Source organism: Martinezella calliandrae, assembly GCF_030272695.1.
Classification (GTDB): Bacteria; Pseudomonadota; Alphaproteobacteria; order Rhizobiales; family Rhizobiaceae; genus Rhizobium; species Rhizobium calliandrae.
In genome coordinates, this window is the sequence record NZ_JARFYN010000018.1 from 16,742 (window position 1) to 30,002 (window position 13,261).

General features: G+C 59.8%; 12 protein-coding genes and 1 tRNA gene. 6 read left to right on the plus strand and 7 right to left on the minus strand.

Annotated elements, in window-relative coordinates; genetic code table 11:
• Nucleotides 1-115: 115 nt before the first annotated feature.
• The 6 genes from PY650_RS15765 to PY650_RS15790 all read left to right on the plus strand — a co-directional run bounded on the left by PY650_RS15765 (nucleotide 116) and on the right by PY650_RS15790 (nucleotide 6,594).
• The gene (locus tag PY650_RS15765) at nucleotides 116-775 is read left to right on the plus strand and encodes a response regulator (protein WP_285880310.1); all 660 of its coding nucleotides are present in this window, start codon (nucleotides 116-118) and stop codon (nucleotides 773-775) included.
• Complete coding sequence (locus PY650_RS15770) at nucleotides 772-2,124, plus strand: ATP-binding protein (RefSeq protein WP_285880311.1); 1,353 nt, start codon at nucleotides 772-774, stop codon at nucleotides 2,122-2,124. Before PY650_RS15765 ends, PY650_RS15770 begins: the two co-directional genes overlap by 4 nt.
• A gap of 94 nt (nucleotides 2,125-2,218) precedes the next feature.
• Nucleotides 2,219-3,145, plus strand: a complete 927-nt coding sequence (locus PY650_RS15775) for an ROK family protein (protein WP_285880312.1) — start codon at nucleotides 2,219-2,221, stop codon at nucleotides 3,143-3,145.
• Nucleotides 3,135-3,845, plus strand: coding sequence for a copper homeostasis protein CutC (locus tag PY650_RS15780; RefSeq protein ID WP_285880416.1), 711 nt, complete (start codon nucleotides 3,135-3,137; stop codon nucleotides 3,843-3,845). Before PY650_RS15775 ends, PY650_RS15780 begins: the two co-directional genes overlap by 11 nt.
• A 140-nt stretch (nucleotides 3,846-3,985) precedes the next feature.
• A complete protein-coding gene (locus tag PY650_RS15785) occupies nucleotides 3,986-4,906 on the plus strand; it encodes a DUF6030 family protein (RefSeq protein WP_285880313.1) in 921 nt (306 codons plus the stop codon).
• Nucleotides 4,907-5,142: 236 nt separating this feature from the next.
• Nucleotides 5,143-6,594, plus strand: a complete 1,452-nt coding sequence (locus PY650_RS15790) for a DHA2 family efflux MFS transporter permease subunit (RefSeq protein WP_285880314.1) — start codon at nucleotides 5,143-5,145, stop codon at nucleotides 6,592-6,594.
• Nucleotides 6,595-6,606: 12 nt separating this feature from the next.
• Here the strand turns inward: PY650_RS15790 and PY650_RS15795 are convergent, their stop codons facing one another.
• The 7 genes from PY650_RS15795 to infA form a co-directional block, all read right to left on the minus strand.
• Nucleotides 6,607-8,157, minus strand: a complete 1,551-nt coding sequence (locus PY650_RS15795; RefSeq protein ID WP_285880316.1) for a SpoVR family protein — start codon at nucleotides 8,155-8,157, stop codon at nucleotides 6,607-6,609.
• Nucleotides 8,154-9,425: a YeaH/YhbH family protein gene (locus tag PY650_RS15800; protein WP_285880317.1), complete on the minus strand. Its 1,272-nt coding sequence runs from the start codon at nucleotides 9,423-9,425 to the stop codon at nucleotides 8,154-8,156. The genes PY650_RS15795 and PY650_RS15800 overlap by 4 nt, the downstream gene beginning before the upstream one ends.
• Before the next feature lie 18 nt (nucleotides 9,426-9,443).
• On the minus strand, nucleotides 9,444-11,390 hold the full coding sequence (locus PY650_RS15805; protein WP_285868389.1) for a PrkA family serine protein kinase: 1,947 nt from the start codon (nucleotides 11,388-11,390) through the stop codon (nucleotides 9,444-9,446).
• Between the two features lie 466 nt (nucleotides 11,391-11,856).
• Nucleotides 11,857-11,932 (minus strand) — tRNA-Phe (locus PY650_RS15810).
• A 184-nt stretch (nucleotides 11,933-12,116) separates the two neighbouring features.
• Complete coding sequence (yacG, locus tag PY650_RS15815) at nucleotides 12,117-12,320, minus strand: DNA gyrase inhibitor YacG (protein WP_285880318.1); 204 nt, start codon at nucleotides 12,318-12,320, stop codon at nucleotides 12,117-12,119.
• A gap of 5 nt (nucleotides 12,321-12,325) precedes the next feature.
• Entirely contained in the window at nucleotides 12,326-12,946 is a 621-nt protein-coding gene (locus tag PY650_RS15820; protein WP_285880319.1) for a Maf-like protein, read from the minus strand.
• 57 nt (nucleotides 12,947-13,003) lie between these two features.
• The gene (gene infA / locus PY650_RS15825; RefSeq protein ID WP_004117876.1) at nucleotides 13,004-13,222 is read right to left on the minus strand and encodes a translation initiation factor IF-1; all 219 of its coding nucleotides are present in this window, start codon (nucleotides 13,220-13,222) and stop codon (nucleotides 13,004-13,006) included.
• Between the last annotated feature and the right edge of the window lie 39 nt (nucleotides 13,223-13,261).

Consider the following 13,261-nt stretch of genomic DNA (forward strand, 5'->3'; position numbering starts at 1 on the left):
GATCGGAGAGGCCAGGGATAAGAACTGTCCTTCTCATTGTGGCTTATTTCGGCCTTTATTGACCAGATAGGTTCGGCAGCATTAACTGCAGCAGCGCGAAAGTTGCGAGGGACAGGTGAGGATTCTTCTGGTCGAAGACGATGAGACGATCGGCGGCGCGGTTCGCGACCATATCGCCGCAACCCCGCATGCCATCGACTGGGTCAAAAACCTCGCCGATGCGACCGAGGTCACCAGCGCCGTGCATTATGGCCTTATCCTGCTTGACCTGCAGCTTCCCGACGGCGTCGGCATCGACTTCCTCAAGAAACTGCGCCGCAAACCTGATGAAACACCCGTCATTATCCTGACCGCGCGCGACCAGATTTCCGACCGCATCGACGGGCTGAACAGCGGCGCCGACGACTATCTCGTCAAGCCTTTCAATCTCGACGAACTCTCCGCCCGCATCATGGCGGTGGCCCGCCGCTATAGCGGCAGTCCGCAGCCGACGATCCGCTTTGCCGATCTCGAAATCGACCTGCCGCAGCGGCGCATTTCGCTCTCCGGCAAGGATGTCGTGCTGACCGGGCGCGAATGGGCGGTTCTAGATCTGCTGGTGGCGCGACCAGGCGCCATCGTCTCGAAGGACCAGATCGAAGAAGCGCTCTATGCCTTCGGCTCGGAAATCGAAAGCAACACCGTGGAAGTCTATGTCAGCCGTCTGCGCAAGAAGATCGGCAGGGACCGCATCCGCACTGCCCGCGGCGTCGGCTATTGCCTGGGTGAGAGATGACGCGGCGCAGGGGTCTCAAACGCACCAGCATCACACGCCGCCTAATTGCGGCGCTCACCGGCACCGTCGTTTTGTTCTGGCTAATCGCCGTTGGGATTGGCGTCTATGTGGTCAACAAGGAACTCTCCGAGACCTTCGACGGCGCATTGCAGGAAACCGCCCAGCGGCTGATGCCGCTGGTGGTCGACGATCTCGCCGATCGCGATCCAGCCGCCAATCCGCAGACCCTTGAAAACATGGAGAGGGGGCTCAATCGGGAATACCTGACTTACCAAGTGCTCGACGCGACCGGCAAACTCCTCCTGCATTCCCATGATGCGCCGACGACGCCCTACGACGTGCCGCTGAAGATCGGATTCCACAATACGGCGAAATACCGAATCTATACCGAATCCTCGCCGAACGAAGCGCTCTTCCTGCATGTCGCCGATGCTTTCAAGAATCGCCGGGAAGCAGCACGCGAAAGCGGCGTCGCGCTCCTCTGGCCGCTGCTCGCTCTGATCCCCGGCAGCATCCTCGCCATTTGGTTCATCGTCGGCCGCTCTCTTCGGCCGATTGACCGGTTGCGATCGGAAATTGCCACCAAGGACGGCGGCAACATGGCGCCATTGGAGAGCGATACGCTGCCGCATGAGCTGCAGCCGATCGCCCGCTCCGTCAACCTGCTGCTCGGCCGCCTGCGCTCCGCTCTCGAAGCCGAGCGGGAATTCACCGCCAACAGCGCCCATGAGCTGCGCACGCCGATAGCAGGCGCGCTCGCGCAGACGCAGCGCCTGATCGCCGAGCTGCCGAAAGGGCCGCTTGTCGAACGCGCTGGAAGGATCGAGACCTCGCTCTCCAATCTCGGCCGTCTGGCGGAGAAGCTGCTGCAGCTCTCCCGCGCCCAGGCCGGCATCGGCACCGGCGACAAGCCCGCCGATCTGATCGCCATCGTCGAAACCATCATCGGCGACTACGACCGCGACACCGGCACGGCCGGCCGCATTCTCCTGGAAAACGAGGCGGACGAAAAGCTGATCCGCAACGTCGATATCGACGGCTTCGCCATCGTCATGCGCAACCTGCTCGAAAACGCCCTGATCCACGGCCCCGCCAATGGCGAGGTGATCGTCAGGATCGACGGCGGTATCATTCGTGTTCTGAACGGCGGCCATGTGCTGTCACAGGAAGAACTGGCCGGTCTGAAAAAGCGGTTCTGGCGCGGCAGGACCAAAGCTTCCGGCTCCGGCCTCGGCCTTGCCATTGCCGAGCGCATTGTCGCACAGACCGGCGGCCGCCTCGATCTGCTGTCGCCGGCCACCGGTCAAGTGGACGGTTTTGAAGCCAGGATCGTTCTGCCGGAGGTCTGATCCCACCTGGGACGGGCGCCGCTTGCCGATTAGCCTTGCAAAGACTGGCAAAGGGTGCGAGCAAGCGCAAAACGTTACCTGCAGGCGAATATTTATGATCGTTTCCTTCGACATTGGCGGCACTGCCATCAAAGGCGGTATCGCCCACACCATGACGGACATCACGCCGCTCGCCCGACGCCCGACGCCGAAGCACGACTTCGGCGAATTCGTCCAAGCTCTGCGCTCTATTATCGCCGAGACCGGAGAGAAGCCGGATTGCATTTCCTTTTCCATCGCCGGCGTCGTCGACCCTGACACGCAGGCACTTATCTGCGCCAATATTCCCTGCATCCACGGCCGGCGTCTTGCTGACGAGCTCGAAGCGGAACTGGGCTATCCTGTCCTGATCGCCAACGATGCCGATTGCTTCGCGATGGCGGAGGCGATGTCTGGCGCTGGACGTGGCCATCGCATCGTCTTCGGCGCTATTCTCGGCACCGGCGTCGGCGGCGGCCTGGTGGCCGATGGCCGCCTCGTCAATGCCGCTGGCGGCTTTGCCGGCGAGTGGGGTCATGGCCCGATCATCGCCTCGTTTGCCGGCAATCCGCCGGTCGCCATCCCCGCCTATCCCTGCGGCTGCGGCCAAAAAGGTTGCGTCGATACCGTCGGCGGCGCCCGTGGCGTCGAGCGCCTGCACAAGACCCTGCATGGACTGGAACTTTCCAGCGAGGAAATTATCCGCCAATGGCTCGGTGGCAATGCCAGGGCGGAGCGGACGATCGATGTGCTCGTCGATCTCGTCGCCTCGCCGCTAGCGCTGACCATCAATATCACCGGCGCGACGATCGTCCCTGTCGGCGGCGGCCTTTCCAAAGTAGAACCCCTGCTGGCTCGGCTGGACGCGGCGGTGCGCGCGCGTATCCTTCGCAAGTTCGACCGCCCGCTGGTCGTGCCGAGCGAATGCAAGGTCGAGCCCGGTCTTATCGGAGCCGCATTGCTGGGACTGAAATCTGTCGATGAGCGAAACCATGCTGCTTGAGGTCTGCGTCGAGGATATTGCCGGTCTCAACGCCGCCATTACCGGCGGCGCCGATCGCATCGAGCTTTGCAGCGCCCTTGCCGTCGGCGGCCTGACCCCGAGTGCGGGGCTGATGGCGATGGCAGCACGCGCCCCCATCCCTGCCTACGCCATGATCCGTCCTCGCGCCGGCAGTTTCGTTTATTCGGCAGATGAACTTGCCGTCATGAAGAGCGACATCGACGCCACTAGACGTGCCGGCCTTCCTGGCGTCGTGCTGGGCGCCTGCCTACCGAACGGCCACCTGGACGGCGATACGCTCGCCGCCCTCGTCGCCCACGCCGAAGGCCTCGGCAAGACATTGCATCGCGCTTTCGATCTCGTTCCGGATATCGAGGAAGCGGTGGAACTGGCGGTTTCACTCGGCTTCGAGCGTATCCTGACGTCCGGCTGCGAGAAGACTGCCATGGAAGGCCTCGCCGTGTTGGATCAGACAATAGCCATCGCTGCCGGCCGCATCTCCATCATGCCCGGCTCGGGCGTCAATATCGGGACGGTCGACAAGCTCTGGCCAAGATTGGCGATCGGCGAAATCCATTCCTCCTGCTCCGTTGTCGAAAAAGAGACGGATGAACAGCTGCTCGCCTTCGGATTTTCTGCACCGACCGTCCGCCGTACGGACGCCGCCACCGTCAGGATGCTCAAGGCGCATTTCGCCTGAACAGGGGCTGCGATTTGACAAAGAAGCGGTAGAGTGATCAATCGTTCATAAACGCATATTGTGTAGTTATAGATCGGCTGCGGAATGCCAACCCTTTGCAATTGAGCAGGTGTCCTCTGGAATAGCTGTAGATCTGAACCATGTCGGTGGCGCCACCTCGCAAGAAAAGCAGGGCTGTCTTCTGGATTGCGGCGATCGTCATCGGCTCGATCATTTTGGCGACGGCATTGCTTGCCAACGGTATGCGTAATCTCAGGGCACTCGATGCCCGCTATCATCTCGAGCTGTTCAAGGTATCGGCACGCCAGCTCCCAACTCCGGCCGTGATGACCACCGCGCCGCAGACCACCGCCGGGCACACTGTCAATCCGAAGCCGGTCGAAACCGGCGCTTCGAAAACTGCACCGGCAAATCCGCCGACCACTACTGCACCCGCACGGACGCCAGCCACACCCGCCAAAGCCGGTGCGGCGGCGAAAGTAACACGCGCCCAACGCTCTCACCTATTCGATGCGCCCGTCGACGCCTTGCGCGGCGCGTTCATAAGGAGCTGGCGGACAACGGGGCCGATACTGTGCGCCGACCTCATCAAATCCGGCCTGCCCGTCGGCGAATGGAGGCAGAGTGCGCTTGGCGCCGGGACTTACGAATGCAGCTACGAGATCCAGAAGGGCGGCAATGGTGAAGCGAACGCGGCGTCGATCTTCATCAGCGTCCGCGGCACGCCAGTCGGAGAGCTCGACAGTGTCCGTATCAAGGTGATCATGCCCGACAATGCGGACGGCCGCGCCATTGGCGAGATGTTCGTCGATTCCGTCGTCGCGCTGCTGACAGAAACCCGCTGGCTCGACTTCCAGACTGCGCTCGACGAAATCGGCAAACTACAGGACGTGACGCAGCGAGCTTTCGGCACAAAACTCGCTTTCTTCCGAGAATTCCAAAACGACAGAAGTTTCGACCTTCAGCTGGGGCTGGAGAGAAAAACGCCAGAAGAGATCCGAACAGGCATCGTCTTCGGCAAGGCGCGTTGGACGCTCCCCTCGCCGCCACCTGCCAAATAGCAAAACCGATCGCGAAAATTTGATTTCCTGCTTGCGGTGAACGATCGCTATTGGCCCTGCTTTTTGTTGCACCGCGCCATCGATAGTGGTCAAATGCGCATGATTTCAATGGCCGGCGACTGACCGGTCGCCCCACAGCATGAATCCCAAAGGTACGAAGCGGTTCTTGGATAAGATCATGCGCCAGCCTGACGCGCCGGACCTCCCATTCGGCCGTGGAAAGTAATTGCAGTTCTATGGATTCGACAGATACCGCCCCAGAAGGCCAGGTCTTCGCGATCGAGCGCGATCCGCGTCTGCGCTACATCATCCCCGCCGTGGTCGCCGTTGCATTCCTGATGGAGCAGCTCGATGCGACAATCCTCGTCACCGCCGTTCCTGACATTGCCAGAAGCCTTGCCACCACGCCCGTGCGCATGAACCTCGCGGTCACAACCTATATCCTGACGCTCGCCATGTTCATCCCGGTCAGCGGCTGGTTTGCTGACCGCTTTGGTGCGCGACGTATCTTTGCTCTGTCGCTCTTCACTTTCACCATGGGCTCGATCCTGTGCGGCCTTGCAACGAGCCTGCCGATGCTCGTCGCTACACGCGCGCTTCAGGGCTTCGGCGGCGCGATGATGACGCCGGTCGGGCGCCTTATCCTGATCCGCAGTTTTCCCCGAAGCCAATTGGTGACTGCGATGACCTACATGACATTGCCGGCCGTTATCGGCCCGGTGATCGGGCCTGTTCTCGGCGGTTTTCTCACGACCTATCTCTCCTGGCGCTGGATCTTCTGGGTCAACCTGCCTTTCGGCATCATCGGCATGGTGATGGCGCTGCGCTTCGTCGAAGACACCGTTCGCGACGCCTCCATCAAATTCGACTTTCCAGGTTTCATCATGGTGGGCGTCGGCTGCGTGCTGTTGCAATACGGTATCGAGAATGTCGGCCGACCGACCATTCCCGTCTGGGCCATCATCGCCGTCCTTGCGGCCGCCGGCCTTCTTCTCGTCGGCTTCATTCGCTACGCGAAAACCGTGGAATCGCCGGCCGTCGATCTGACGCTGTTCAAGCTGCGCACCTTCCGCATCGGCACCTTGGCCGGTGGCATCTGTCGTGTCGGCCTCAATGGCGTGCCCTTCTTGTTGCCGCTTATGTTGCAGGTCGGTTTCGGCCTGAGCCCCATCGTTTCGGGCACGCTGACCTTCGTCAGCGCTTTGAGCTCTCTTGCCGTGCGCCCCGTATCATCGACGATACTGCGGCTTTACGGCTTCGACCGTGTATTGACTTGGAGTGCCGTCTTCGGCGCCGCCATCGTCGCCGGTTTCGCCCTGATCGGGCCCGAGACGCCACACTGGTTCATCATCGTCTACGTCTTCGTCTTCGGCTTATCGCGGGCCGCGCAGTTCATGACGTCGAATACGCTTTCCTATTCCGACACGCCTGCCGCTCAGCTGAGCCGCGCCACGAGCCTCGGCGGCGTACTGCAGCAGTTGAGCGTCAGCTTCGGCGTCTCCATCGCCGCCATGCTGCTAGGCCTGGTCACGCTGGACGGCTCGCCGCTTACGCCGGATAAGTTCCACATCGCATTTCTGCTGATGGCGGTGATCCCGCTCCTGGGTCTGCCGGGCTTCCTGAAGCTGCGGCCGGAAGACGGCAGGCAGGTCAGCGGCCACTACCGCCAATCGAAGGAAGCCGCTTAAAATCTTACGTCGTCACGCGGCAATGGCCGACGGGCGCGGATGGACGAGATGGTCTCGCAAAACCGAGCCGGAGCGGTCGACTTCCTGCAGCAGGACGTCGTAACTCCAGAGATCGGCGAGGTGTTGCAATACGCGTTTAGCGTCGACGTCCTCCAGCAGGCCGCCGTTCAGCACGGTATGCTTGAGCATCAGCCGCCGGTCGCCGGCAAGATCGACATCGACAATCTCGATATGCGGATCGATCCAGCCGACATCATATTGCCGCGCCAGCTCGCGGCGGATGCGCTTGTAGCCTCGCTCGTCATGGATCGCCGCCACCAACAATCCCTCTTCCTCTTCTGGATCGTCGGTAAGATGGAACATCCGCATCTTGCGCATCAGATGTGGGCTGAGGAACTGCGAGACGAAGCTCTCGTCACGGTAGTTCGCCCAGAGATCCCGCAATACTCCCATGGTGTCGCCACTCCCGGCGATATCTGGAAACCACTGCCGGTCCTCATCCTTCGGCTTCGTCACGATGCGCTCGATGTCCTGCATCATCGCAAAACCGATTGCGTAGGGATTAAGCCCGGAATAGCGCGGATCGTTGAAGGCAGGCTGGAAGACGACATTGGTGTGCGACTTCAGGAATTCGAGGAAATCGCCATCGCCGATGCCGCCGAGTTCGTGCAGCCGCGTCATGATGCGATAGTGCACATAGGTCGCCGTGCCTTCGTTCATCACCTTGGTTTGGCTTTGCGGGTAGAAATATTGGGCCACGTGCCGGACGATGCGCAAAATTTCCCGTTGCCACGGCTTCATCCGCGGCGCCATCTTTTCCAGGAAATACAGGATATTTTCTTGCGGCAGGCCGGCGAGCGAACGCCGGTGTTGTAAATCGAGGTCGGGCATCTTCCTTCCCTTTGTGACGGGAACCGTCCGCCAAAGGTCGTTGAATATCCGCTCGTCATATTCGCGCCGCTCGCGCTCGCGTTTTTCCTCATCGCGCAGGTCAGGCGTCTTCTTGCCGGCGTAGCGATGGACGCCATGCGACATCAGCGCATGGGCCGCGTCCAGTGTCCGCTCGACGGCGGCATGACCATAGCGCTCCTCGCAGCGGGCGATATAACCCTTGGCGAAGTTCAGATAATCGAGGATACCTTCGGCGTCCGTCCAGAGCTTGAACAGGTAGTTGTTCTTGAAGAAGTGATTGTGACCGAAGGCGGCATGGGCAACCACCAGCGCCTGCATCGTCGCCGTATTCTCCTCCATCAGGTAGGAGATGCAGGGCGAACTGTTGATGACAATCTCATAGGCAAGTCCGCGCAGACCTTTGCGATAGAAAGCTTCGTGATGCGCAAAATGTTTGCCGAAGGACCAATGCTTGTAAAACAGCGGCATGCCGATCGAGGAATAGACGTCCAGCATCTGCTCGGCAGTGATGATCTCGATCTGATTGGGGTAGACGTTGAGACCGAGCTCGTCGATGGCGATCCGCTCGCAGGCATCGTGGATCCGTTGGATAGTGGCGAAATCCCAGTCCGCACCCTCAAAAAGCCGCTCCATCGCTGCTTTCGCCATCATCCGCTCCTTGTTTCTGCCGCCCGGCGCTGAAAGAGGTCATGGAAGACCGGGTAGATCTGGCTGCGATCGCTGACGCGGCGCATCGACAGCACGGGCCAGCCTACCTGGATGCGCTCATAGAGTGACCAGAGCGCCGAACCGGACGAGATCGCGACACTGCGTGCCTCCCCCACTTCGAGATAGGCAAAATACTGGCTGACCGGCAGAATGGAGTTGGTGAGCAGCGCCGCCGCCGTCGCATTGTCCGAATAGGCATTGTCGCCATCCGACGCCTGCGCCGCATAGATGTTCCAGTCCGAGGGCGGAAAGCGATCATGGACGATCCGCCGCATGGCCTCGAGCGCGCTCGACACCTGCGTGCCGCCAGTCGCCGGACTGCGGAAAAACGTCTCTTCGTCCACCTCTTCGGCAACATCCGTATGACGAATGAAGACGATCTCGACGCGACGATACTGCCTCGTCAGGAAGATGTACAGAAGCATGTAGAAGCGTTTGGCAAGATCCTTCATATGCTCCGACATCGAGCCGGACACGTCCATGAGGCAGAACATCACGGCTTGCGCCACCGGCTTCGGCTCGTTTTCGAAACGGCGATAGCGGATGTCTATCGGGTCGATGTAGGGAATGCGCCGGACCTTCGATTCCAGCACCTTGATCTCGGCCTCGAGTGCGGCACGCCGCTCCTCGTCCTTGCATTCGGCCGCCTCGGCCTCAAGCTCGGCGACGGTCTCCGGCTTCGGACGATGCAGCGCCACGCGCCGCATCATTGCCAATCGCATAGTGCGGTTGATGGCAAGATTGGCTGGCGATCCCGTCACCGAATAGCCCGACCGCACCGGATTGGGCTGATCGGTGGTCGTCAGCCGCTTCTTGGCAAGATCGGGAAGCTCAAGATCGTCGAGGAAGAGGTCGAGGAATTCTTCGCGCGTCAGGATGAAGCGGAAAGCGTCTTCGCCGCTACCCTCGCCGCCGGCCCGCCCCCTTCCGCCACCGCTCTCCGGCCGCGGAAGAATATCGCCTTCGATGAAGTCCTTGTTACCGGGAAGGATATGCTCATGCACACCCTCCGGGCCGCGATGGAACCGGGGTTCCTCGGTTCCGTCTATGGGAATGCTGATCTCACCGCCCTTCAGAATGTCCTGAATGTCGCGATTTTGAGAGGATTCGTAGACCGCTCTCTGCACCAGCGCTTTTGCTCTTCGCAAAAACCGTTGACGATTTTCTAGACTTTTGCCGCCTGGGTTAAGGCGTCGGTCAACAATGTGCATTCCTTCTTCCTTGGTGGCTCATCCTGCCTGTTTCACACGCATGTACCATTCCACAAGCCGTCGAACCTGACGCTCCGTATAGCCACGCGCCATCATCCGTTCGACGAATTCGCCATGTTTCTTTTCCGTCTCGCCGTCCTTCTTGGACCCAAACGAGATGACGGGTAGGAGATCCTCGACCTGGGAGAACATCCGCTTTTCGATGACCTCGCGGATCTTCTCGTAACTCGTCCAGGACGGATTCTTACCGCCGTGGCTTGCCCGCGCCCGCAAGCAGAACTTGACGATCTCGTTGCGGAAATCCTTCGGATTCGCGATGCCCGCCGGCTTCTCGATCTTGGTCAGTTCCTGGTTGAGAAGCTCTCGGTCCAAAAGCTGGCCGGTGTCTGGATCCTTGAAATCAACATCTTCGATCCAGGCGTCCGCGTAGTCGACATAACGGTCAAAGAGATTCTGGCCGTAATCCGCATAGGATTCGAGATAGGCCTTCTGAATCTCATGTCCAATAAATTCCGCATACCGCGGCCCGAGCTCACTCTTGATGAACTCGATATAGAGCTTTTCGGTTTCGAGCGGCAGTTGCTCGCGGCGGATCGCCTGTTCGAGCATATACATCAGATGCACCGGATCGGCGCCGATCTCCGTCGTATCGTAGTTGAAGGTCGCTGCCAGTACCTTGAAGGCGAAGCGGGTCGAGGCCCCGTCCATGCCTTCGTCGACACCGGCCGCATCACGATATTCCTGCACACTGCGCGCTCTCGGATCGGTCTCCTTCAGGCTTTCGCCGTCATAGACCCGAAGCTTGGAGAAGGCCGTCGAGTTCTCGTGCTTGGCAAGCCGCGTCAGAACCGTGAAGCGGGCGAGCGTCTCCAGCGTCGAGGGAGCACAAGGCGCATCGCTGAGCTCGGATTCCTCGATCAGCTTCTCGTAGATCTTCTGCTCTTCGGTGACCCGCAGGCAATAAGGCACCTTCACGACGCAGATGCGGTCGATAAACGCCTCATTGTTTTTGTTGGCCTTGAAGCTCTGCCATTCCGACTCGTTCGAGTGAGCAAGAATGATGCCTGAGAAGGGGATGGCGCCGATGTTCTCGGTACCGATGTAATTGCCCTCCTGCGTCGCCGTCAACAATGGATGCAGCATCTTGATCGGTGCCTTGAACATCTCGACGAATTCGAGAATGCCCTGGTTGGCCCGGTTCAGCGCACCGGAATAGCTGTAAGCGTCGGGGTCGTTCTGTGCCAGGCTTTCGAGCTTGCGGATATCGACCTTGCCGACGAGCGAGGAGATGTCCTGGTTGTTCTCATCGCCCGGCTCCGTCTTGGCAACGGCAATTTGTCGCAGCCTGGACGGCTGTATCCTGGCAACGCGGAAGCGCGAAATGTCGCCTTCGAACTCTTCCAGTCGCTTCAGGCACCACGGACTCATCAGCCCGGTCAAACGCCTGCGTGGGATGCCGTAACGCTCCTCGACCATCGGTCCCATGGTCACCGGATCGAAGAGACTGAGCGGGCTTTCGAACACGGGACTGAGCTCGTTGCCGGCCTTCAGCACGTAGATGGGGTGGACCTCCATCAGCGACTTCAGCCGCTCGGCAAGCGATGATTTGCCGCCGCCGACAGGGCCGAGCAGATAGAGGATTTGCTTGCGCTCCTCCAAGCCCTGCGCCGCATGGCGGAAGAAGGCGACGATGCGTTCGATCGTCTCTTCCATGCCGAAAAAGCCGGAAAAAGCCGGGTAGGTCCGGATCGTCCGGTTCATGAAGATACGCCCGAGACGGGTATCCTTGGCCGTATCGATCAGCAGCGGTTCACCCATGGCGGCCAGCAGACGCTCTGACGCATTCGCGTACATGAGCGTGTCGTCCCGGCACGCATCCAGGTATTCAGAGAATGACATCTCAACTTCGCGCCGTGCTTCGAAAGAACGGGCGAACGTGTTAAATAGCACATCGTTGTTTAACATGGCGCCTCGATAGCTTGCTATTGCAATAAACGCCGGACTTAGCGAGTTCACATCCCGCTAGTATCTAAGGTGCGGTAATAGTCGCTTCGAATCAATAGGTGATCCTTCAATAATTCGTACGCTTCATTGCACTGGCCATCAATATCTTGAAAGGTTCTTTCACCGGAATTAATAATTGATACCTCTTAAGTTGCGAATCCTGGCCGATCCTCCACCATTAGACGCGCTTGACAACCCCCGCAAAAGCACGAGCCGGCTTGCCCTATCGGGTGGCCCAACCGTGATATCCCAATTGAAAAAGGAAAATCCAGGGTCGGAAGCTTCACGGGATTTGCGTCGCCCCGCTGATCGCTTGCCAGACGTTGCCGCATGCCGAGGATTGGCGTGTCACGCATCGGCCGAACCGACAGGCCGGTCGCAGCAGGCCGCGCGTCGGCATCACGGGGATTTTAAGATGAAAATAAAATGGTGCCCAGGGGCGGAATTGAACCACCGACACGCGGATTTTCAATCCGCTGCTCTACCAACTGAGCTACCTGGGCATCTCTGCTTCGCGCTGATCGAAAGGTCTTGGAAGACCCTGGGCGGTTGGTTCGCCCCGGAAGCGAGCGGGGTTATAGCATCTTGTTCGCCCATGTCCAGCCGCAAATGACTCTTTTTTGACAGGAAATGGATTTTTGGTAATTCGCGAATAAAATGAAAGGGTTCGTCGACTTGGCGATGCGGTTATTCCTCGTCCGACGCTTTGCTCTCGTCCTCGGCAACGGGAATGGCATAGGATCCATTCAGCCACCGCGACAAATCGAGCGAGCGGCAGCGATCCGAGCAGAAGGGATAATGCTCGCGCACCGAAGGCCGGCCGCATTCCGCGCAAGGCCGCGACTTGCGCAGCGGCTCGACCTTTGCGCCCACCTTGATCTCATCTGCCATGACGATCATCCTTCCTGCCATGCCGCGTAGACATCGAATCCTTCGCCCGCGAGAAGCAGCATGGTTTCATAAAGTGGCAATCCAACGACATTCGTATAGGAGCCGATCAGCTTCTGCACGAAGGAGCCGGCGAGGCCCTGTATGCCGTAGGCGCCTGCCTTGCCGCGCCACTGGCCGGAGGCGAGATACATATCGATGTCCTTGCCGGACAGCCGCTTGAAGCGAACCTTGGTCTCGACGACCTTCTGGCGCAGTTTGCGGTCGGGCGTGATCAGGCAGATGCCGGTGTATACGACATGGCTGCGGCCGGAGAGCAGGTGCAATGCCGAAGACGCCTCGTCGACGAACTCCGCCTTGGGCAAAATCCGCCGGCCGACGGCAACGACCGTATCGGCGGCGAGGATATAGCTTCCCTGCCAGGCGACATCACCCTTGACGGCCGAAAACGCGGCCTCGCCCTTTTCCGCCGAAAGCCGGCGTGCCAACGAACGCGGATGTTCCGACTTCTTCGGGTCCTCATCAATATCCATGGGCATCAGACGCGCCGGTTCAATTCCCGCCTGATGCAGGAGGTCGACGCGGCGCGGCGATCCGGAGGCCAGTATCAGCTTGTGTTTCAGCGCCATAAAACCTCGACCGTGACAGGCGGCAGACGGAGGGCCGACTCGGATGTGAGCTGCGGACTACTTGAAACGATAGGTGATGCGGCCCTTGGTCAGGTCGTAAGGTGTCATTTCGACAAGCACCTTGTCGCCGGCCAGAACTCGGATGCGGTTCTTGCGCATGCGGCCGGCGGTGTGCGCGATGATCTCGTGCTCGTTTTCCAGCTTCACGCGGAAGGTTGCATTCGGCAGCAGTTCGGTGACGACACCGGGAAATTCAAGGACTTCTTCTTTCGGCATTAAAGCTTCTTTTCCTGTGGGGTTGGTGCCGGCGTCCAT

Coding starts and splice junctions, on each gene's coding strand:
- PY650_RS15770 (WP_285880311.1), top strand. CDS start 772: ATGACGCGGCGCAGGGGTCTCAAACGCACCAGCATCACACGCCGCCTA.
- infA (WP_004117876.1), bottom strand. CDS start 13,222: ATGCCGAAAGAAGAAGTCCTTGAATTTCCCGGTGTCGTCACCGAACTG.
- PY650_RS15800 (WP_285880317.1), bottom strand. CDS start 9,425: ATGCACATTGTTGACCGACGCCTTAACCCAGGCGGCAAAAGTCTAGAA.
- yacG (WP_285880318.1), bottom strand. CDS start 12,320: ATGGCAGATGAGATCAAGGTGGGCGCAAAGGTCGAGCCGCTGCGCAAG.
- PY650_RS15805 (WP_285868389.1), bottom strand. CDS start 11,390: ATGTTAAACAACGATGTGCTATTTAACACGTTCGCCCGTTCTTTCGAA.
- PY650_RS15820 (WP_285880319.1), bottom strand. CDS start 12,946: ATGGCGCTGAAACACAAGCTGATACTGGCCTCCGGATCGCCGCGCCGC.
- PY650_RS15780 (WP_285880416.1), top strand. CDS start 3,135: ATGCTGCTTGAGGTCTGCGTCGAGGATATTGCCGGTCTCAACGCCGCC.
- PY650_RS15790 (WP_285880314.1), top strand. CDS start 5,143: ATGGATTCGACAGATACCGCCCCAGAAGGCCAGGTCTTCGCGATCGAG.
- PY650_RS15795 (WP_285880316.1), bottom strand. CDS start 8,157: ATGATGGCGAAAGCAGCGATGGAGCGGCTTTTTGAGGGTGCGGACTGG.
- PY650_RS15785 (WP_285880313.1), top strand. CDS start 3,986: ATGTCGGTGGCGCCACCTCGCAAGAAAAGCAGGGCTGTCTTCTGGATT.
- PY650_RS15775 (WP_285880312.1), top strand. CDS start 2,219: ATGATCGTTTCCTTCGACATTGGCGGCACTGCCATCAAAGGCGGTATC.